This is a genomic window from Burkholderia sp. AU33545 (genome assembly GCF_020419685.1).
GTDB lineage: Bacteria > Pseudomonadota > Gammaproteobacteria > Burkholderiales > Burkholderiaceae > Burkholderia > Burkholderia diffusa.
This window is the reverse complement of record NZ_JAIZRQ010000001.1, coordinates 159,222-178,497: the sequence shown is the minus strand read 5'-3', so window position 1 is coordinate 178,497 and position 19,276 is coordinate 159,222. Positions and strand designations below refer to the sequence as shown.

Genomic DNA, 19,276 nt, shown 5'->3' with positions numbered 1-19,276 from the left:
ACGAAGCCATGGAATTTTTCCGCATCCGTAAAGACATTCCGTTCATGCGGCACGCGCTGGTGTTCAACGTGATCTCGCTGGTCACGTTCCTCGCCGCCGTGTTCTTCCTGTTCCACCGCGGGCTGCACCTGTCCGTCGAATTCACCGGCGGCACGGTGATCGAGGTGCAGTACCAGCAGGCCGCGCAGCTCGAGCCCGTGCGCGACACGCTCGGCAAGCTCGGCTACGCCGACGCGCAAGTGCAGAACTTCGGCACGTCGCGCAACGTGCTGATCCGCCTGCAGCTGAAGGAAGGCCTCACGTCCGCGCAGCAGAGCGACCAGGTGATGACCGCGCTGAAGGCGCAGAGCCCGGACGTGACGCTGCAGCGCGTCGAGTTCGTCGGCCCGCAGGTCGGACGCGAACTCGCGACCGACGGTCTCCTCGCGCTCGCGTGCGTGGTGATCGGCATCGTGATCTACCTGTCGATCCGCTTCGAATGGAAGTACGCGGTCGCCGGCATCATTGCGAACCTGCACGACGTCGTGATCATTCTCGGCTTCTTCGCGTTCTTCCAGTGGGAGTTCTCGCTGGCGGTGCTCGCGGCGATTCTCGCGGTGCTCGGCTACTCGGTCAACGAGTCGGTCGTCATCTTCGACCGGATCCGCGAAACGTTCCGCCGCGAACGCAAGATGAGCGTGTCGGAGGTGATCAACCACGCGATCACGACCACGATGTCGCGGACGATCATCACGCACACGTCGACGGAAATGATGGTGTTGTCGATGTTCTTCTTCGGCGGCCCGACACTGCACTACTTCGCGCTCGCGCTGACGGTCGGCATCATGTTCGGCATCTACTCGTCGGTGTTCGTCGCGGGCTCGCTCGCGATGTGGCTCGGCATCAAGCGCGAAGACCTGATCAAGGAAAAGAAGACGGCGCACGATCCGGACGATCCGAACGCGGGCGCGCAGGTTTAAGCGCCGCGTCGTTTCGGCGGATACCAGAAGGCCGGTCCTGTTGGACCGGCCTTTTTTCATGCGCGAGCCGCGCCCGCTTCCTCCGGCGCGACCGCACGGGCCGTCGGCTACAATCGCTTCACCATCCCGCCCCGCCACCCGTCGAAGCCGCGGTCCTCATGATGCCTGCCACGCGTGTCGTTCATCGCATCGTCGCCTGGAGTACCGGTGCCGCCGCCGCGGCCGCGTTCGTTGCATGCGCATCGGCCGCCCGCGCACAATCCGCGTCCGCCCCGCCCGCCGCTGCTGCTGCCGCGGCGTCACAACCGTCACCCTGCCCGCCCGACTGGGAACCGCAGCTCTGCGAACTGAAGGCCGCGGTCGAAGTGCTGAAGAAGCAGCACCTCACCGACGTCGACATCGGCGCGTTGCTCGACGCCACAGTGCACGACGGAATCAAGACGCTGCCGTATGCGCGCTTCTTCAACGCAAAGGAGGAACAGCAACGGCGCGACGACGAGCGCCGCGCACGCGACGGCACGCCGGGCATCGGCATCGTGTTCGAGACGCGGCCCGACGGCCTGCACATCATCGACGTGATCCCCGACGCGCCCGCCGAACAGGCCGGCGTTCGGCCCGACGATCTCGTCGTCGCGATGAACGACCGCAGCGTCGTCGGGATCGACAGCAGCGAGGTCGTGAATCTCGCGAAGGGCGACGCGGGCGTGCCGCTGAAGCTCACGGTCCGGCGTGGTCCAAACCATTCGACGCTGACCTTCGCGCCGGTCCGCGCAATCGTCCGGCCACACCCGGCGACCGCCAAGCGGCTCGCGGGCGACATCCTGTACACGCGACTGTCGAGCTTCCCGGAGCCCGCGGTCGGCAACTATATCGACGCGGTGCAGGCCGCGCGCCGCGCGGGGCCGCCAGTGAAAGGCGTGATCCTCGACCTGCGCATCAACGGCGGCGGCGCGCTGAATGCGGCGATCGGCATCACCGCGCTGTTCGCCGGGCGCGACCGCACCGCGATGGTGACGCTCGAGCGCGACGGCACGAAGCGTCGCCGCTTCACGACCAACTGGCCCGACTACGAACTGCCGGTCATGCACGGCCAGGATCCGCTCGCACCGCTGCAGGCAGACGACTGGTGGCGCAGCGTGCCGCTCGTCGTGCTCGTCGACGGACAGAGCGCGTCGGCCGCCGAAGCGACAGCGGCGGCACTGAAGGACCTCGGCCGCGCGCGGCTGCTCGGGATGCCGACCTACGGAAAGGGGCTCGCGCAGACCGGCGTCGACCTGATCGACGGCACACGCGTCAATTTCACGTTCGCGCGCAACCTGCGGCCGAACGGCTGCCCGATGGACGGTTACGGCGTCGTGCCGGACTGGCTCGTGCCGCCGCGCCACGACTCGGACGTCGACGGCGTGCTGCTGTGGTACCGCGAAGTCGATCTCGCCCGCGCGCCGTATGCGGACCGGCTGACGCCCGATCCGTTCGCGCAGGTACGCAAGGCACGGCAGAAACTGCGCGAAGCGCGCGTGCGCGAGAAAATCGATACGTCGAAGAGCGCGGCGCTGCCGCAGCGGGAATTCGGCACGGATGCCGACTGGCAGCTCCGGCAGGCGCTTGACGCACTCGCCGGCCGGCCGGTGCAGACCATCGCGGCGCCCGCGCAACTGATGCCGGCGCAGCCGGTATGCGAGCGCGGCAGCGACTGACGCGCCGCCGCGCACCCCGCGTCACCGGAACCCGAACCGCCGGCGCAGCACGATCAGCGCCGCGAAGCTCAGCACGGCCGCGAACATCAGGTAGAAGCTCGGCGCGGTCTTCATCCCGGTCGCGCGGATCAGCCACGCGATGATGAACGGCCCGAAGCCACCGAAGATCGTCACCGCGACGTTATACGCAAGCGACATCCCGGTCGTGCGCGTCTGCACCGGAAACACTTCGGAAAGCAGCCCGGGCAGCGCCGCGAAATAGCCGGTCATCAGGAACGCGAGCAGCACCTGCAGCGCGATCAGCGTGCCGAAGCCCGGATGCGCGACCAGGTACGCGAACGCCGGATAAATCAGCACGAGGATGCCGACGGCCGGCGCGAGCATCACGCGCACGCGTCCGTAACGATCCGACCAGTGGCCGACGAGCGGTGCGAACGCCATCTGGATCACGCCGACGACGAGGATCGCGGCAAACGCGGCCGACGGCGCAAGGCCGAGCTGCTTCACGCCGTAGGTCGGCATGAACAGCACGAGATAGGTCGCGACGGTGCCGAGCACCACCACGCCCATCGCGGCGACGAGCCGTGCCTTGTGCGACGCGAACGTGTCGCGCAGCGGGCTCGCGGTGCTTTCGGCGGCGAGGAATTCGGGCGTCTCGTCGACCTTCGAGCGGATGTAGTACGCGACGGGCCCGAGCAGCAGCCCGAAGAAGAACGGGATGCGCCATCCCCACACGGCCATCTGGTCGGCGGTGAGCTGCGCGTTCAGCACGGTGCCGAAGCCGGCGGCAAGCAGCGTCGTGAGCCCCTGGCTCGCGACCTGCCAGCTCGCGAAGAAGCCGCGCCGCCCCGGCACGTGCTCGGCCAGGAACGCGGTCGCGCTGCCGAATTCGCCGCCGGCGGAGAAACCCTGCATCAGCCGCGCGGCGACGAGGATCAGCGGCGCGGCAACGCCGATCGTCTGGTAGGTCGGCAGCACCGCGATCACCAGCGTGCCGGCCATCATCAGCAGGATCGACAGCGTGAGCGCGGCCTTGCGGCCCGCGCGGTCGGCATACGCGCCGAGCACGATCGCGCCGAGCGGGCGCATGAAGAACGACACGCCGAACGTGCCGAGCGTGAGCAACAGCGACACGGTATCGTTGCCGGCCGGAAAGAACAGCTTCGAGATCGTCACCGCGAAGAAGCCGTAGACGACGAGGTCGAACCACTCGAGCGCGTTACCGATCGACGCGGCGACCACCGCGCGCCACACGCGCGGCGACGAGGCAATGGAGCTGGACTGCGTGACGGCATGCATCGGCGATCTCCTTGTCGTTGTACGTTGTGTCGGGCGCGCCGATTCTCGCGCCGCGCGCTGCGCCGACGATTATAGGCGCGCAAAAAAAACCGCCGCGCCCCCTGAAAACGGGAGCGCGGCGGCTGGCTCGCGACGGGCCGGCGGCGTGACGCGGCGGCCAGCCCGGCCGCGCGCGTTACTGCTGCTTGACGGCTTCGGCCGTGATCAGCAGCTTCGTCTTCATCTTGAAGCCGTACTGCTTGCCGTAGTCGAGGCCGAAATCGTCGCGGCTGAATTCGCCGACGGCGTCAACGCCGCACACTTCGCGCTTGAGCATCGGATGCGGCATGCACTTGAACGAATCGATCTTCAGCGTGACCGGCTTCGTGACGCCGTGCAGCGTCAGGTTACCGACCACCGACACCGGCTTGTCGCCGTCGAACTTGATGGCGCCCTTGTAGTTCGCCTGCGGGAACTTGGAGACGTCGAAGAACTCGGCCGTCTGCAGGTGCTCGTCGAGCTTCGCGCTGCCCGTGTGGATCGACGCGATGTCGGTCGTCACGTCGACCGTACCGGTCTTCGCCGCGCGGTCGAGCGTCACGGTGCCGCTCGACTTGTCGAACTTGCCGCGCCAGACCGACAGGCCGCCGAAGTGGTCGGCCTCGAAGCTCGGGTACGTATGGCTCGGGTCGAACTGGTACGTCGCGCTGTCAGCGAATGCCGAGAACGACAGCGAAGCGGCCAGCGCGCCCGCGGCGATGATCAGATGCTTTTTCAAACGCTTTCTCCTTGGAACGGCGCCGCGCCCTCGCGCGGCATTCGGGGTGATGCGACAACCCGCCGCTTACTTCGTGGCGACGAGATGAAACTTGATCTGCACTTCGTCGGCGACGATCGACGTGTCCTTCCACTCGCCGGTGCCGACGTTGAACGCCGAACGCTTGATCGGCAGCACGCCGTCGAAGGTCTGCGTCGGGCCGCTCTGCGTGACCGTGACGGGCACCGTGATGGTTTCGGACTTGCCCTTGATCGTCAGCTTGCCGGTCACGTTGTACTTGTTGCCGCCCGCCGGCGCGATCGCCGACGACGCGAAGGTCGCCTGCGGATACGCCTTTGCGTCGAACCAGTCCTTGCCCGCGACCTGGTCGTTGTACATCTTGTCGCCGAGGTCGAAGCTCGCGATGTCGATCGTCATTTGCGCGCTGCCCTGCGCGGCCTTGGCCGGGTCGAACTTCACCTGCGCGGAGAACTTCCTGAATGCGCCTTCGGTCGGCACGTTCATCTGCTTCGACACGGCGGACACCTTGCTCTTCGCGAGATCGACGTCGGCGTGCGCCGCGGCCGACGCAACGAGTGACACCGCGGCGAACGCGGTCAGCATGGAGCGGGAGAAAGACACTTTCATGGGATCCTTCATTTGGCAGAGGGAAGCATCCGCGACAGCAGGCCGTCGCGGTCCAACAACTGGTGCTTGAGCGCCGCGAGCACATGCATGGCGACGAGCGAAAGCAGAATGTAATTCAAAGACACGTGCAGCGTCTTGAAGGTTTCCTTCAGCGCAGGATCGGGATCGATCAGGCGCGGCAGCGGCACGATGCCGAGATAGACGACCGGGATGTTCGACGCGGAGCTGTACAGGTAGCCCGTAACCGGAATCACGATCATCAGCACGTACAGCAGCATGTGCACGCCGTGCGACACCGCACGCTGCCACGCCGGTGTGTCGCCCGGCAGCGGCGGCGGCAGGTGGGTCGCGCGCCACAGCACGCGCACAACCGCGAGCGCGAACACCGTCACGCCGATCCACTTGTGCCACGAGAAGTACTTGAGCTTCGTCGGCGTGAAGCCGGGGATGTCGGTCATCACCCAGCCGAGTGCGAAGCCGCAGACGATCAGCAGCGCGATCAGCCAGTGCAGCGCGATCGCGGTGTGCGCGTAGCGTGCCGGCGAGGCCGGCGGCGATTTCGATGCCATCATGGATTCCTCAGTTGAGCGAACGGCTGCGCCGGTAAATTCGTCCGACGCTTGTCACGGGCGCCATGCTACCGCAACCTTTTGTCTCGCGCGGACTCCGAGGACAGGCGCGTCAGCCTGCTGCCAGGTTTGCGCCATGTTACCGGCCGGTCACCCGGCAACGGGGCGTTGACACGCCGAAAAAGCCGTTTTGGTAAGATTGGCGCGGGTTCCGGCCCTGTCGACGCGTTCCCCGCCCGTCGCACAACTGCCTTTTCCATGCAACGACACGACCTGATTGCCTGCCACGAATGCGACGCACTGTTGCATAAACCGCGCCTGAGCGGTCGCGAAATCGCGCGCTGCCCGCGCTGCGACGCACTGCTCTATCGCAACAGCACCACGCAGATCGAGCGCATCAGCGCGCTTGCGGTCGCGGCACTCGTCACGTTCGTCATCGCGCAGGCGTTCCCGATCCTCGAAATGGACCTGAACGGCACCCGCGTGCAGACGACACTGATCGGCGCGATCGACGCGCTGTGGCATCAGGACATGGAGATCGTCGGCGTGATGGTGTTCTGCTCGACCGTGCTGTTCCCGCTCGTCGAGATGGCCGCACTGCTGTACGTGCTGCTGCCGATCCGGCGTGGCGTCGTGCCGCCGGGCCTCAATTTCGTGCTGCGCACGATCCAGCTCGTGCGGCCGTGGGGGATGATCGAGGTGTTCATGCTCGGGATCGTCGTGACGATCGTGAAGATGGTGAGCCTCGCGCGCGTCGTGCCCGACGCGGCGCTGTTCGCGTTCGGCGCGCTCACGCTGATGACCGCCGTCGTGCTGATGTTCGATCCACGCACGCTGTGGGACATCGCCGACGACCTGCGCGCCGGGCGCACGCCCGCCACGCCCGACGGCACCGCTTCGCCGCCGCAAGCGCCCCGCCAATGACGATGCCGACCGCCGCCCGCGAGGGCTACGCCAGCTGCCACGCATGCGGGCTCGTGCAGACGATCGACCATCCGCACGCGCATTGCGCGCGCTGCGGCAGCACGCTTCACTTCCGCACGCCGAACAGCATCACGCGCACCTGGGCGCTGCTGATCGCGGCCGCGATCCTCTATATTCCGGCGAACCTGCTGCCGATCATGCGCACGTCGTCGATCGTCGGCTCGCAGGAGGACACGATCATGAGCGGCGTCATCTATTTCTGGACGTCCGGCGACTGGCCGCTCGCGGTCGTCGTATTCGTCGCCAGCATCCTCGTGCCGATGCTCAAGCTCGGCGTGCTGACGATCCTCGTCGGCACCGCGCAGCGGCGCACCGTGTGGCGGCCGCTGCAGCGCACGCGCCTGTACCGGATCGTCGAGCGGATCGGCCGCTGGTCGATGCTCGACATCTTCGTCGTGACGCTCACCGTCGCGCTCGTCCATTTCCGTTCGCTCGCCGTCATCACGGCCGGCCCCGGCGCGCTCGCGTTCGGCTCGGTCGTGATCCTGACGATGCTCGCGTCGATGCAGTTCGATCCCCGCCTGATCTGGGATCCAGTCGAAACCTCAGGGAAACACCATGAATAGTCCGCAAGGCCCGCAGCAAGACGCGTCCCGGCCGCCCGATCCGGCGATCTCGACGAAAAGCGGCTGGCTGCCGTCGCTCGTCTGGCTCGTGCCGCTGATCGCCGCGCTGATCGGTATCGGCCTCGTGATCAAGTCCGTGCGCGAACGCGGCCCGGAAATCTCGATCAGCTTCCACAGCGCGGAAGGGCTCGAGCCGGGCAAGACGCAGGTCAAGTACAAGGACGTCGAGATCGGCATGGTCAAGACGATCAAGCTGTCGAAGGACCTGTCGCGCGTGCTCGTCCAGGTGCAGCTGAAGAAGGAAGCCGAGGACTTCGCGGTCAAGGGTTCGCGCTTCTGGATCGTGCGTCCGCGCGTCGGCGCGACCGGCGTGTCGGGGCTCGGCACGCTGCTGTCGGGCGCGTACATCGGCGTCGATGCCGGCCACGGGCAGGACACGCAGACCGACTTCACCGGCCTCGAGACGCCGCCGGCCGTGACCGGCGACCAGAAGGGCACGCAATACGTGCTGCGCGGCGATTCCCTCGGCTCGGTCGACATCGGCTCGCCCGTCTACTACCGCCGCGTGCAGGTCGGCCAGGTGGTCGGCTTCTCGCTCGACAAGGACGGCACGGGCGTCACGTTCAACGTGTTCGTCAACGCGCCGTACGACCAGTACGTCGGCGTGAACTCGCGCTGGTGGCAGGCGAGCGGCGTCGACCTGCGGCTCGATTCGAGCGGCCTGAAGCTGAACACGCAGTCGCTGGCGACCGTGATCCTCGGCGGCATCGCGTTCCAGACGCCGCCGAACCAGGACAGCGGCGCGACGGCGCCGAACAACACGACCTTCCGCCTCGGCTCCGACGAGACGGACGCGATGCGCGATCCGGACGGCCAGCCGCTGCAGGTCGTGATGAACTTCAACCAGTCGCTGCGCGGGCTCGCAGTAGGCGCGCCGGTCGACTTCCGCGGCATCGTGCTCGGCGAAGTGACGAACATCGGCATCGACTTCGATCCGAAGACCAAGAACTTCCTGATGCCGGTGACGATGAACGTGTATCCGGAGCGGCTCGGCCCGCGCTTCCGCGAAACGATCGAGAGCAAGGGCGAACCGGCCCGCCGCGAGATCGTCACGCGCCTCGTCAGGCACGGGCTGCGCGGCCAGCTGCGCACCGGCAACCTGCTGACGAGCCAGCTTTATGTCGCGCTCGACTTCTTCCCGAAGGCACCGGTCGTGGAGATCGACGCGGCACGCCAGCCGCTCGAGCTGCCGACCGTGCCGAACACGCTCGACGAACTGCAGCTGCAGGTCGCCGACATCGCGAAGAAGCTCGACAAGGTGCCGTTCGACCAGATCGGCGCGAACCTGAACAGCGCGCTGTCGAACGCCGACAAGCTCTTCAAGCAGCTCGACACGCAGGTCGCTCCGGAAGCGCGCGACACGCTGTCGGCCGCGAAGCAGACCTTCTCGACCGCCGAGGCGACGCTGCAGCAGGATTCGCCGCTGCAGTCCGACGTGCGCGGCGCACTGAAGGAACTCACGCGCACGCTGCAATCGCTGAACGCGCTCGCCGACTATCTGGAGCGCCATCCCGAATCGCTGCTCAAGGGCAAGCCAGGAGATCAACAATGACGACGACACGCGCGAACATCGTCGCGAGCGGCGCGGCGGCAGTCTTCGCCGCGCTTGCGCTCGCCGCGTGCAGCTCGCCGCCCGCGCGGTTCTATACGCTGAGCCCGGCCGACGCGGCCGCGCCCGTGCGTACCGCGCCCGCCAACCCGTCGTTCCTGATCGAGGTGCCGTCCGTCGGCGTGCCCGAGCAGGTCGCGAAGAACCAGCTCGTCGTGCAGAAGAACGCCGCGCAGGTCGACGTGCTCGAACAGGAGCGCTGGGCCGCGCCGCCCGCCGACGAAATCCGCCGCGCGTTGTCCGACGACCTCGCCGCGCAGCTCGGCACGATCGACGTCGCGAATTCCGCGTATCCGGCCGGCGTGCCCGTCTATCGGATCAGCGTGAACGTGCAGCGCTTCGAGTCGTGGCCCGGCAAACGCGCGGCGATCGATGCGGTGTGGAGCGTGCGCGCGCTCGGCACGCAGGCCGTGATGACGTGTCGCACGAGCGTCGCGGAACCGGTCGCCGACGGCTACGACGCGCTCGTCGCGGGCCACCGGCGCGCGCTCGACGTGATCGCATCGCAGGCCGCGTCCGGCGTGCGCGCCATGGCCGCGCGGCGCGGAGCCGCGGCTGCGTCGGTCACCTCGACGACCGCGTCCGGCAAGGCAACGGCCGCCGCGCCCGCCGTGCCTTGCCCGGCCAGTCCGATGCCCGGCAACGATGCCGGCGCGACGGGCAAGTCCGGCGCGTAAGCGCGACGCGCGGGCCGGCGGCCGATGCATGCGCGCGGTACGGCTGCACTCGGCACACGCCGCCCGATAGTCGTCGTCGGCATCGATCCGCGTGCGCATGCAACCGCGCACGCGAACCTGCCGCCCTCGCCGCCACTGCCCGCGCCGCTCGGCATCCATCGGCCGGACGGCGGCTTTGCATTGTTTGTCAAAATCCGCCGGAACCGGCACCATGCAACGCGGTCGGCTTGCGTTTTCGCGCCCGATTGACGATCCTACGCACTTTCCGACTCGCGCCGCTCGTCGCGCGCGCACGCCGGCGGCGATCCGCCAGTGGTATCCGGTCCGATCGCCGCGTCTGTCGGGGCGCGCATGCGATCCGCGTGGTCCGCGCCGGGGCAGCCGCATCGCGGGTCGCCGCGCATCGTCCGCGCCCCCGACCAGCCTCACCGTTCTCCCCGGCGCCGCGCCCTGTTCCGGCCGGCATCCCGAACCCGCCCGTCCAGGGCTTTCGCTATTCCGTTTATGTTTCGTTCCCTGACGACCCTGATCAAGAAGTGGCGCGCGTCGCGCAATGCGGGCCACCAGCTCGATGCGCTGCTTGCGCATGCCGACGCGGAGGCGTCGTACGCCGAACGCAGCGAATGGCTGATCGAGCTCGCGCACTGGCTGCGCCGCAACGGCGCGATGCAGGTCGCGCACGACACGCCGGCCGAACGCGACGCCGACGCGCGCGCGTATCCGGCGCACGCGCGGCTGCGCTACCTGTTCCACGTGCTCGACCGCAATCCCGCATGGAAATCGCACGCCGCGCGCATCCTGCGCGGGATTCTGCGCGAATGCGACGGCATCTCGCTGCTGTGCGACGCGGGGATGCCCGTGCATTCCGGCTTCTTCGGCGCGCTGTTCGAGCGCATCGACGCGTCGCTGATCCCGCCCGCGCCGAACCGCCGCGAACTGACGGCGCTGTTCACGCTGATGTTCCCGGCACCCGGGGACGCCCAATGGATCGACGCGCTGCCCGATGACCTGCTCGCGCGCCTCGCCGAGCTGTTCTCGTTCGACGTCACCGACGAAGAGCGCCACGAGCCCGGCTCGTTCTCGCGCGACCTGCTGGCCGCGCTGCACAACCTGACCTGCCAGATCAGCTCGACCGGCCTGTCGCAGACGGTGCGCAGCCGCCTGTCCGACGACGACGCGCGCAAGCCGCTCGAAACGCAGCCGTTCTATCGGCTCACGCGCGCGATGCTCGCGGTCGAGACCGCGCACACGGCCGTGGAGGACGGCGGCGACCCGAGCAAGCTGCTTCATGAGGTGAACTACCTGCGCGTGCTGCTCGACGAATGCCGGATCGCCGTCGACGATGTGTTCGCGCACCTGTACCGCAACGGCGTATCGGTCGACATCGTGTTCCAGGTCGAACGGATGCGCATGCGCATCCTGCGCGCGGAAATGCTGCTCAACGCGTGGATGGCACGCGACGACCTGCGCGGGATGGCGCGCCTGACGGCCGAACTCGTCGACGCGAACCAGAACAGCCAGAGCGTGTCACACCTCATGCGCAGCAACTTCTCGCTGTTCGCGCGCAAGCTCGTCGAGACCAACGCGGACACCGGCGAGCACTACATCTCGCGCGGCCGCGCCGAGTACCTGAAGATGCTGCGGATGGCCGCGGGCGGCGGGCTCGTCACCGTCGTGACCGTGTGCGTGAAGTTCGCGATCACCGGCGCGCACCTGCAGTCGATGCTCGAAGGGTTGCTCGCGGGCGTCAACTACGCGGCGAGCTTCATGCTGATGCACTTCCTGCATTTCACGCTCGCGACCAAGCAGCCCGCGATGACCGCGCCGACGCTCGCGCGCGAGCTCGACGACACCGGCCACGAGGAAGGCGTGAAGGCGTTCGTCGCGTCGGTGATCGCGCTGATCCGCACGCAGGCCGCGGCGATTTCCGGCAACGTGCTCGTCGTGCTGCCCGTGTGCCTGCTCGTGCAGCTGTTCGCCGGCAACCTGCTGCACGCAAACCTGATCTCGCCGGAGAAGGCGCACGCGACGCTGCATTCGTTCTCGCTGCTGGGCCCGACGCCATTCTATGCGGCGCTCACGGGCGTGCTGCTGTGGGCGTCGAGCCTGCTCGCGGGCTGGGCCGACAACTGGTTCGTGCTGCATCGGGTCGGCGACGCGCTCACGTACAACCGGCGGCTGCGGCTCACGCTCGGCGCGTCGGGTGCCGCGAAACTCGCGCACTTCTGTCGCTCGAACGTCGCGGGCGTCGTCGCCAACGTGGGTCTCGGCCTGATGCTCGGCCTGATCCCGGCGATCGTCACCGTGTTCCTGTTCCCGTTCGAGGTGCGCCACGTGACGCTGTCGGCCGGGTCGATCGGGATCGCGCTCGGCGTGCTCGGCAAGGGCGCGCTCGGCACGCCCGAGCTGTGGTGGGCCTGCGCCGGCGTCCTGAGCATGGCGATCCTCAACGTGCTCGTGAGCTTCGCGCTCGCATTCACGATGGCCGTGCGCTCGCGCAGCCTGCGCCGCACCAAGGTGCGCGCGCTGGTCGGCGCGATCGTCCGCACGGTGCTGTCGAAGCCGTCCGCGCTGTTCTGGCCGGCCGGCGCACCGGCCGCGCGGGCCGGCCAGCCAGGCGCTCACTGACCGTCCGACGGCGGCGCGCAGCCCGAGGCGGGCGTCGCCGCGCGGGCCTGCCGGCTCGCCGTCGGGCCCGGCGCACCGGCACCGGCGCGCCGAATCGGATGCAACGCCGGCTCCGGCCGCCCGCGCCGCGTACAATAGTGGACTTTTGCACGTCCTCACCCGCCTTATGTCCTCGCCCACCCTGTACGAATTCTTCGCTCCCTGCCCGCGCGGCCTCGAAGCGGCGCTTGCCGCCGAGCTGGCCGAAATCGCCGGCCGACATCTGGACGGCGCGCCGTTCACCGCGGGCGCGCAGGTGCCGGGCGGCGTTCATTTCCGCGGCGGCTGGACCGCCGGCATGGCCGCAAACCTCCATTCGCGAATCGCGAGCCGGATCCTGCTGAAGATCGCGCACCGCCCGTACCGCAACGAACAGGACGTCTACGCGCTGGCGCTCGAGCAGCCATGGGAGCGCTGGTTCGCATCGACGCAGACGCTGCGCGTCGACATCACCGCGATCAAGTCGCCGCTGAAGAGCCTCGAATTCGCGACGCTGCGCGTGAAGGACGCGATCTGCGACCGGATGCGCGACAAGACCGGCGCACGCCCGAGCATCGACACCGGCGCGCCGGACGTACGCGTGTTCGCGTTCCTGACGGCCAACGAGTGCACGCTGTACCTCGATACGTCGGGCGAGCCGCTGTTCAAGCGCGGCTGGCGCCTCGACAAGGGCGCAGCGCCGCTGCGCGAGAACCTCGCGGCCGGCATCTTGCGCCTGACGGGCTGGACGCCCGGCACGCCGCTGTATGACCCGATGTGCGGCAGCGGCACCTTCCTCGCGGAAGCCGCGCAGATCGCGCTCGGCGTCGCACCGGGCGTCGAGCGCCGGTTCGGCTTCGAAAAGCTCAAGCAGTACGACATCACCGCATGGCAGGGCCTGAAGGTCGCGGCGCTCGACGCGAAGCGCGCGGCGCGCGGCAAGCGCGATTCGCTCGGCGTGTACGGCAGCGACATCTCGGGCGACATGCTCGAGAAGGCGCGCGCAAACCTCGAGCGTGCGGGCGTGCCGTCGGTGTGGCTCAAGCAGGTCGACGCGCGCGGGATGACGCCGCCGTGCGACGGCCCGGGCATCATTCTCGCGAACCCGCCGTACGGCGAGCGGATCGAGGTGCGCGGCCGCAGCGCGCGCGGCGAGGTGCGCGAGACGGGCCGCAACCGCGGCAACGACGACGCATTCCGCCGCACGCACACCGATGCACCGGACAGCGAATTCTTCAACGCGCTCGGCGATGCGCTCAAGCAGCGCTTCACGGGCTGGCAGGCGTTCCTGCTGACGTCGGACCGATCGCTGCCGGGGCTGCTGCGCCTGCGCGAATCGGCGAAGACGCCGCTGTTCAACGGCGCGCTCGAATGCCGGTTGTTCCGCTTCGACCTGATCGCCGGCAGCGTGAAGGCACGCCCCGCCGCGCCGGAAGGCGACGCCTGACACGCGAGACGGCCGCCGCGGCCGCCTGCTGACACCCAGACGACGCCCGGCCTGAGCCGGGCGTTTTTCTTTCCACCGCCCCCACGCGGGCGGTGCCCGCGTGCGGCGCCGCCACCCGCGCGCCGATGCGGTTCCCGCACCGCCCTTACCCGCCAAAGCCGTCAGGTCCCCCTTTTGTCAGCACCGCCACGACTACTGACAGCACGCTGTCAGCAGCACCCGATCACACTGCAATCCCGGCGCAATGCAAGGCTGGTTTCCATCAAGAACCCGAACAACAAGGAGCTCGTCATGACGTCCGCAACTGCAGCAGCAACCGAAACCGCAACCCTGGAACGCGCGATCGCGTGGTTCGACATCCCGTCCCTCGATTTCGACCGGGCGATCCGTTTCTACGAAACCGTGCTGCAGACGACGCTGCAACGCGAAGTCATCGGCGGCGTGCCGATGGCCGTGTTCGATCACGAAGCGTCGAGCACGGGCGGCAGCATCGTGTTCGATCCGCAGCAGATGAAGCCGAGCGCCAACGGCGTGCTCGTGTACCTGAACGCCGGCGAATCGGTCGTCGCGGCGCTCGAACGCGCGAAACGCGCGGGCGGCGTCGTACAGGGCTCGGTCGTCGAGTTGCCGAACAACTACGGCTACATCGGCTACCTGATCGATACCGAAGGCAACCGCGTCGGCCTGCACGCACCGAAATGCCACTGAGCGCGTCCACGATCCGGCCGGCGCGGCGCTATCATCGCGAAGTCCCCGTAGCCGTTGGAGTCGAGGTTCAGCCATGACGCGCCGTGCCGACCGCCTGTTCCAGATCGCCGAGCTGCTGCGCGGGCGTCGTCTCACGACCGCGCAGCAGCTCGCCGACTGGCTGTCGGTGTCGCCGCGCACGGTCTATCGCGACGTGCGCGACCTGCAACTGTCAGGGGTGCCGATCGAAGGCGAAGCCGGCATCGGCTACCGGCTGAACCGCAACGCGAGCCTGCCGCCGCTCACGTTCACCGCCGAGGAGCTCGCGGCACTCGCGGCCGGCGCGCGGATGCTCGAGACCTGGGGCGGCGCGCGCTTCGCGGGCGGCGCACGTTCGGCGCTCGCGAAGATCGCGTCGGCGATGCCGGCCGACAAGCGCACCGCGCTCGATCGCCTGCCGGTGTTCGCGCCCTCGTTCCACATCGACGAGACATTCTGCGCAAAGGTCGACGCGATCCACCAGGCGGTCGACACGCATCACATCGTCAGCTTCGACTACCGCGACCGGCTCGGCGCGCACACGAAGCGCCGCGTGTGGCCGCTCGGGCTCGTCTACTGGGGCGGACGCTGGACGATCGGCGCGTGGTGCGAGCTGCGCGACGACTTCCGCACCTTCGACATCGCGCGGATGGGCGACATCACCGTGCACGAGCAGTTTCCGGACATGGAAGGCCGGCGCATCGCCGACTACATGCGGATCGCGGAAGCGCCGATGCGCTGACGCGCGCCGCCGCCATTCGCATGCCGGGGCGGCCGCGCCCCGGCAACGCCCGTCATTCCCCGAACACGACTGACCGCTTCGGCCGCTCGTCGACGTGCAGCGAAAACACGTCGGGGCGCGCATAGTGTCCGACCACGTCGAAGTCGTAACGCGCACGCACGAGCTCGTCCGTATCGATGCGCGCGGTCACGAGCCCGGCCTCGCCGATCAGCGGCTCCGTCAGCAGGTCGCCGAGCGGCCCGACGATCACGCTGCCGCCGCGGATCAGCGGCCGCTCGGGATCCCAGCCCGGCACGTCGATGCCGAGCGCACGCGGCGACGGCTGCACCTGGCAGGCGCTCACGACGAAGCAGCGCCCTTCGTGTGCGATGTGCCGCATCGAGCTTTGCCACAGGTCACGCTCGTCGACGGTCGGCGCGCACCAGATCTGCACGCCTTTCGCATACATCGCGAAGCGCAGGAGCGGCATGTGGTTCTCCCAGCAGATCGCGGCGCCCGCACGGCCCGCGGCCGTGTCGACCACCGGCAGTGTCGAGCCATCGCCCTGCCCCCAGATCAGCCGCTCGGTGCCGGTCGGCATCAGCTTGCGGTGCTTCGCGACGAGCCCGTCGCGCGGATCGAAGAACAGCGCCGTGCAGTACAGCGTGCTGCCGCCGCGCTCGATCACGCCGATCACCAGGCTCGCGCCCGTGCGCTGCGACAGCGCGGCCAGTTCGTCGGTTTCGGGGCCCGGCACGTCGATCGCCTGCGCGGCATAGCGCGCATACGCGTCGCGGCCCTCGGGCAGCCGGTAGCCGAGCCGCGTGCCGAAGATCTCGCCCTTCGGATAGCCGCCGAGCACGGCCTCTGGCAGCACGACGAGCGACGCGCCGCTGTCGCGGATCGCGGCTTCGTAGCCGAGGATCGTGTCGAGCGTGGCGCGCGTGCCGGCGGGCGATGCGCCGATCTGCAGCGCGGCGATAACTGAGGTGGACATGAAAGCGTCTCCAGTGAGTGGGTGACGCCATCTTTATCGATATCATTTCATCGATCAAATCGATAAAACGATAACTGACATGAATACGGATGATATCGTCGGGCTCGACCTGAACCTGCTGAAGGTGTTCGAGGCGCTGTACGAGGAAGGCGGCGCGAGCCGCGCGGCGCTGCGGCTCGGCCTCACGCAATCGGCGGTAAGTGCGGCGCTCGCGCGGCTACGCGTGATCTACGCCGATCCGCTGTTCGTGCGCACCGGCCGCGGGCTCGCGCCGACGCCGCGCGCGGACGAACTGAAGCCGATCCTCTCCGATGCGCTCGACCGCTGCCGCGCAAGCCTCGCGATCGCGGCCGACGGCGGCGAACGGGTCGGCCGTACGATCTCGATCGGCCTGTCGGACGACTTCGAGATCGCGCTCGGCCGCGCGCTGATCGAGGCAGTCGCGCGCGAAGCCCCGGGCATCCGGCTGATCTTTCGGCAGACGCACAGCGGTATCGCGGGCGACGCGCTGCTGCGGCACGGCGTCGATCTCGCGATCGCGTCGGGCGGGTTCTCGGCGAACGGCCTGAGCCGGCGCGCGGTCGCGACGGGTGGCTACGCATGCCTCATCGATCCGGCCGGCCGCGCGCACGCGCCGCGCACGCTCGTGCTCGCCGATTTCGTGCAGCGCGATCACCTGCTCGTGTCGTCGGGCGGCGTGATCGGGATCGTCGACGAAGCCCTGGCCGCGCTCGGCCACAAACGGCGCGTCGCGGCGTCGACCACGCATTTCGCGGCGCTGCCGTACCTGCTCGCCGGCTCCGACGCGGTGGCCACGATACCGGCGCATGCGGCTCGCGCGATCGCGCAGTCGACGTCGCTGCGCGCGCTCGCGTGCCCGGTCGAGCTGCCGGGCTACCCGGTGGAAATCGGCTGGCGCACGAGCACGCAGCGCGACCCGGCGATCGTGCGCGTGCGGGATACGATCGCCGCCTGCGTCGCGACGATCGTCGCCCCGTGAAAAACGGGGCGCGATTCGACTCGTGACGATCGGACCTTCCGCCCCCGGCTGGCCGCCAGCCGAGGCGGGCGGCGCCGATGCGCGTCGCGGCAATCGGGAAGACCTGTTGCCGCCGCAAAGAACGACCGGGGTCGGATTCGTCTAACCAGACGGCCGGCAGCGTCCGGGCGCAACCGGTAAAATGCCGAACCATGAAACCCGAAATCTGGACCCCGCATGTGACCGTCGCGGCGCTCGTCGAGCGCGCCGGTCGCTTTCTCGTGATCGAGGAAGAAACCTCGACGGGCCTGCGCATCAACCAGCCGGCCGGCCACCTCGAAGCCGGCGAGACACTCGCCGACGCCGTGATCCGCGAAACGCTCGAGGAAACCGCGCATCCGTTCGTACCCGACGCGCTCGTCGGCGTCTATCTCGCGCACTACGACCGCCCCGGCAGCGCCGGCGCGACCTATCTGCGCTTCACGTTCTGCGGCACGGCCGGCGAGCCGCTGCCCGGCCACATGCTCGACGACGGCATCGTCCGTACGCTGTGGATGAGCGCCGACGAACTGCGCGCGTGCAGCGAGCGCCATCGCTCGCCGGCGGTGATGCGCTGCGTCGACGACTATCTCGCCGGGCGGCGCATTCCGCTCGATTTCGTGCACACGCATTCGGTCGCGCCGCGCCCGGAAGCATTCGACCGTCAGGCGGTAAACAAATGAGCAAGCGCCGTGTAGTAGTGGGCATGTCGGGCGGCGTCGATTCGTCGGTGACCGCGTGGCTGCTGAAGGAACAGGGGTACGACGTGGTCGGCCTGTTCATGAAGAACTGGGAAGACGACGACGACGGCGAATACTGCTCGACGCGCCAGGACTGGATCGACGTGGTGTCGGTGGCCGATCTGATCGGCATCGACGTGGAAGCCGTGAACTTCGCGGCCGAATACAAGGACCGCGTGTTCGCCGAATTCCTGCGCGAATACTCGGCCGGCCGCACGCCGAACCCGGACGTGCTGTGCAACGCAGAGATCAAGTTCAAGGCGTTCCTCGACCACGCGATGTCGCTCGACGCGGAAATGATCGCGACGGGCCACTACGCGCGCGTGCGCGAGCGCGACGGTCGCTTCGAACTGCTGAAGGCCTTCGATCACACGAAAGACCAGTCTTACTTCCTGCACCGGCTGAACCAGGCGCAGCTGTCGAAGACGATGTTCCCGCTCGGCGAGATCCCGAAGACGAAGGTGCGCGAGATCGCCGCGCAGATCGGCCTGCCGAACGCGAAGAAGAAGGACTCGACCGGCATCTGCTTCATCGGCGAACGGCCGTTCCGCGACTTCCTGAATCGCTATCTTCCGACGAAGCCCGGCCCGATGAAGACGCCCGACGGCAAGGTAGTCGGCGAGCACATCGGCCTCGCGTTCTACACGTTCGGCCAGCGCAAGGGCATCGGCCTCGGCGGCAGCAAGGACGGCAGCGGCGAACCGTGGTTCGTCGCGGCGAAGGACATCGCGTCGAACACGCTGTACGTCGTGCAGGGCCACGACCACCCGTGGCTGCTGTCGCGCGAGCTCGTCGCCGGCAACGTGAGCTGGGTCGCGGGCGAGCCGCCGGCCGAAGGCTTCTCGTGCGGGGCGAAGACGCGCTATCGTCAAGCCGATGCGGCCTGCAGGTTCGGCCGGGCCGCGTTCGGCGGGGCCGACGGCGAGCGCTTCTCGCTCGCGTTCGACGACGCGCAGTGGGCGGTGACGCCCGGCCAGTCGGCCGTGCTGTACGACGGCGAGATCTGCCTCGGCGGCGGCATCATCGAGTTCGCGGCCACCGGCCAGCCCGGCCAGGCCGTGCCGGCGGCAGCCCACGCGGGCGCGCTCGCCGAAGCACGCTGACATCCATTCGGTTTAGACTTGCGGCACGCCGCGCCCGGCGGAACACGATTCCGTCGCGGCCGGTGCGCCGCCGC

The 19,276-nt window shown here is 68.5% G+C and carries 18 protein-coding genes; 13 read left to right on the top strand and 5 right to left on the bottom strand.

What is annotated here, in order from left to right:
- The first annotated feature begins 8 nt into the window (after positions 1-8).
- Positions 9-959 (top strand): protein translocase subunit SecF, encoded by a 951-nt coding sequence (gene secF, locus LGM71_RS00830; RefSeq protein WP_059465429.1) that lies wholly within the window; start codon positions 9-11, stop codon positions 957-959.
- Between the two features lie 158 nt (positions 960-1,117).
- On the top strand, positions 1,118-2,656 hold the full coding sequence (locus LGM71_RS00825; protein WP_226113554.1) for a S41 family peptidase: 1,539 nt from the start codon (positions 1,118-1,120) through the stop codon (positions 2,654-2,656).
- A 21-nt stretch (positions 2,657-2,677) separates the two neighbouring features.
- On the opposite strand, the gene LGM71_RS00820 is transcribed toward LGM71_RS00825, so the two are convergent.
- The 4 genes from LGM71_RS00820 to LGM71_RS00805 all read right to left on the bottom strand — a co-directional run bounded on the left by LGM71_RS00820 (position 2,678) and on the right by LGM71_RS00805 (position 5,908).
- Entirely contained in the window at positions 2,678-3,955 is a 1,278-nt protein-coding gene (locus LGM71_RS00820) for an MFS transporter (protein ID WP_226113552.1), read from the bottom strand.
- Positions 3,956-4,130: 175 nt separating this feature from the next.
- Positions 4,131-4,712, bottom strand: a complete 582-nt coding sequence (locus tag LGM71_RS00815) for a YceI family protein (RefSeq protein WP_059535372.1) — start codon at positions 4,710-4,712, stop codon at positions 4,131-4,133.
- Positions 4,713-4,778: 66 nt separating this feature from the next.
- The gene (locus tag LGM71_RS00810) at positions 4,779-5,339 is read right to left on the bottom strand and encodes a YceI family protein (protein WP_124624904.1); all 561 of its coding nucleotides are present in this window, start codon (positions 5,337-5,339) and stop codon (positions 4,779-4,781) included.
- An 8-nt stretch (positions 5,340-5,347) separates the two neighbouring features.
- Complete coding sequence (locus tag LGM71_RS00805) at positions 5,348-5,908, bottom strand: cytochrome b (RefSeq protein ID WP_059608274.1); 561 nt, start codon at positions 5,906-5,908, stop codon at positions 5,348-5,350.
- Between the two features lie 258 nt (positions 5,909-6,166).
- Here LGM71_RS00805 and LGM71_RS00800 point away from each other — a divergent pair, with 258 nt between their 5' ends.
- The 8 genes from LGM71_RS00800 to LGM71_RS00765 all read left to right on the top strand — a co-directional run bounded on the left by LGM71_RS00800 (position 6,167) and on the right by LGM71_RS00765 (position 15,365).
- A complete protein-coding gene (locus LGM71_RS00800) occupies positions 6,167-6,832 on the top strand; it encodes a paraquat-inducible protein A (RefSeq protein WP_059608273.1) in 666 nt (221 codons plus the stop codon).
- On the top strand, positions 6,829-7,458 hold the full coding sequence (locus LGM71_RS00795; RefSeq protein ID WP_059608272.1) for a paraquat-inducible protein A: 630 nt from the start codon (positions 6,829-6,831) through the stop codon (positions 7,456-7,458). Before LGM71_RS00800 ends, LGM71_RS00795 begins: the two co-directional genes overlap by 4 nt.
- Positions 7,451-9,070 (top strand): intermembrane transport protein PqiB, encoded by a 1,620-nt coding sequence (locus tag LGM71_RS00790; protein ID WP_124624895.1) that lies wholly within the window; start codon positions 7,451-7,453, stop codon positions 9,068-9,070. Before LGM71_RS00795 ends, LGM71_RS00790 begins: the two co-directional genes overlap by 8 nt.
- A complete protein-coding gene (locus LGM71_RS00785) occupies positions 9,067-9,804 on the top strand; it encodes a membrane integrity-associated transporter subunit PqiC (protein WP_124624893.1) in 738 nt (245 codons plus the stop codon). Before LGM71_RS00790 ends, LGM71_RS00785 begins: the two co-directional genes overlap by 4 nt.
- A gap of 504 nt (positions 9,805-10,308) precedes the next feature.
- Positions 10,309-12,432, top strand: coding sequence for a site-specific recombinase (locus LGM71_RS00780; RefSeq protein WP_226113550.1), 2,124 nt, complete (start codon positions 10,309-10,311; stop codon positions 12,430-12,432).
- 166 nt (positions 12,433-12,598) lie between these two features.
- On the top strand, positions 12,599-13,897 hold the full coding sequence (locus LGM71_RS00775) for a THUMP domain-containing class I SAM-dependent RNA methyltransferase (RefSeq protein ID WP_059608267.1): 1,299 nt from the start codon (positions 12,599-12,601) through the stop codon (positions 13,895-13,897).
- 291 nt (positions 13,898-14,188) lie between these two features.
- Positions 14,189-14,605, top strand: a complete 417-nt coding sequence (locus tag LGM71_RS00770) for a VOC family protein (protein WP_124624883.1) — start codon at positions 14,189-14,191, stop codon at positions 14,603-14,605.
- Between the two features lie 73 nt (positions 14,606-14,678).
- Positions 14,679-15,365, top strand: coding sequence for a helix-turn-helix transcriptional regulator (locus LGM71_RS00765; RefSeq protein ID WP_059535356.1), 687 nt, complete (start codon positions 14,679-14,681; stop codon positions 15,363-15,365).
- 52 nt (positions 15,366-15,417) lie between these two features.
- Here the strand turns inward: LGM71_RS00765 and LGM71_RS00760 are convergent, their stop codons facing one another.
- A complete protein-coding gene (locus LGM71_RS00760; protein WP_226113548.1) occupies positions 15,418-16,341 on the bottom strand; it encodes a carbon-nitrogen hydrolase family protein in 924 nt (307 codons plus the stop codon).
- Between the two features lie 79 nt (positions 16,342-16,420).
- On the opposite strand from LGM71_RS00760, the gene LGM71_RS00755 reads away from it, so the two are divergent.
- The 3 genes from LGM71_RS00755 to mnmA all read left to right on the top strand — a co-directional run bounded on the left by LGM71_RS00755 (position 16,421) and on the right by mnmA (position 19,202).
- A complete protein-coding gene (locus LGM71_RS00755; RefSeq protein WP_226113540.1) occupies positions 16,421-17,341 on the top strand; it encodes a LysR family transcriptional regulator in 921 nt (306 codons plus the stop codon).
- Between the two features lie 191 nt (positions 17,342-17,532).
- On the top strand, positions 17,533-18,042 hold the full coding sequence (locus LGM71_RS00750) for an NUDIX hydrolase (protein WP_174912778.1): 510 nt from the start codon (positions 17,533-17,535) through the stop codon (positions 18,040-18,042).
- On the top strand, positions 18,039-19,202 hold the full coding sequence (mnmA, locus tag LGM71_RS00745; protein ID WP_226113538.1) for a tRNA 2-thiouridine(34) synthase MnmA: 1,164 nt from the start codon (positions 18,039-18,041) through the stop codon (positions 19,200-19,202). Before LGM71_RS00750 ends, mnmA begins: the two co-directional genes overlap by 4 nt.
- Positions 19,203-19,276 lie beyond the last annotated feature (74 nt).

Excerpts from the sequence above, each read along its gene's own strand:
- secF (WP_059465429.1), top strand. The coding sequence starts at position 9 with ATGGAATTTTTCCGCATCCGTAAAGACATTCCGTTCATGCGGCACGCG.
- LGM71_RS00825 (WP_226113554.1), top strand. The coding sequence starts at position 1,118 with ATGATGCCTGCCACGCGTGTCGTTCATCGCATCGTCGCCTGGAGTACC.
- LGM71_RS00820 (WP_226113552.1), bottom strand. The coding sequence starts at position 3,955 with ATGCATGCCGTCACGCAGTCCAGCTCCATTGCCTCGTCGCCGCGCGTG.
- LGM71_RS00810 (WP_124624904.1), bottom strand. The coding sequence starts at position 5,339 with ATGAAAGTGTCTTTCTCCCGCTCCATGCTGACCGCGTTCGCCGCGGTG.
- LGM71_RS00805 (WP_059608274.1), bottom strand. The coding sequence starts at position 5,908 with ATGGCATCGAAATCGCCGCCGGCCTCGCCGGCACGCTACGCGCACACC.
- LGM71_RS00800 (WP_059608273.1), top strand. The coding sequence starts at position 6,167 with ATGCAACGACACGACCTGATTGCCTGCCACGAATGCGACGCACTGTTG.
- LGM71_RS00795 (WP_059608272.1), top strand. The coding sequence starts at position 6,829 with ATGACGATGCCGACCGCCGCCCGCGAGGGCTACGCCAGCTGCCACGCA.
- LGM71_RS00790 (WP_124624895.1), top strand. The coding sequence starts at position 7,451 with ATGAATAGTCCGCAAGGCCCGCAGCAAGACGCGTCCCGGCCGCCCGAT.
- LGM71_RS00785 (WP_124624893.1), top strand. The coding sequence starts at position 9,067 with ATGACGACGACACGCGCGAACATCGTCGCGAGCGGCGCGGCGGCAGTC.
- LGM71_RS00780 (WP_226113550.1), top strand. The coding sequence starts at position 10,309 with ATGTTTCGTTCCCTGACGACCCTGATCAAGAAGTGGCGCGCGTCGCGC.
- LGM71_RS00775 (WP_059608267.1), top strand. The coding sequence starts at position 12,599 with ATGTCCTCGCCCACCCTGTACGAATTCTTCGCTCCCTGCCCGCGCGGC.
- LGM71_RS00770 (WP_124624883.1), top strand. The coding sequence starts at position 14,189 with ATGACGTCCGCAACTGCAGCAGCAACCGAAACCGCAACCCTGGAACGC.
- LGM71_RS00765 (WP_059535356.1), top strand. The coding sequence starts at position 14,679 with ATGACGCGCCGTGCCGACCGCCTGTTCCAGATCGCCGAGCTGCTGCGC.
- LGM71_RS00760 (WP_226113548.1), bottom strand. The coding sequence starts at position 16,341 with ATGTCCACCTCAGTTATCGCCGCGCTGCAGATCGGCGCATCGCCCGCC.
- LGM71_RS00755 (WP_226113540.1), top strand. The coding sequence starts at position 16,421 with ATGAATACGGATGATATCGTCGGGCTCGACCTGAACCTGCTGAAGGTG.
- LGM71_RS00750 (WP_174912778.1), top strand. The coding sequence starts at position 17,533 with ATGAAACCCGAAATCTGGACCCCGCATGTGACCGTCGCGGCGCTCGTC.
- mnmA (WP_226113538.1), top strand. The coding sequence starts at position 18,039 with ATGAGCAAGCGCCGTGTAGTAGTGGGCATGTCGGGCGGCGTCGATTCG.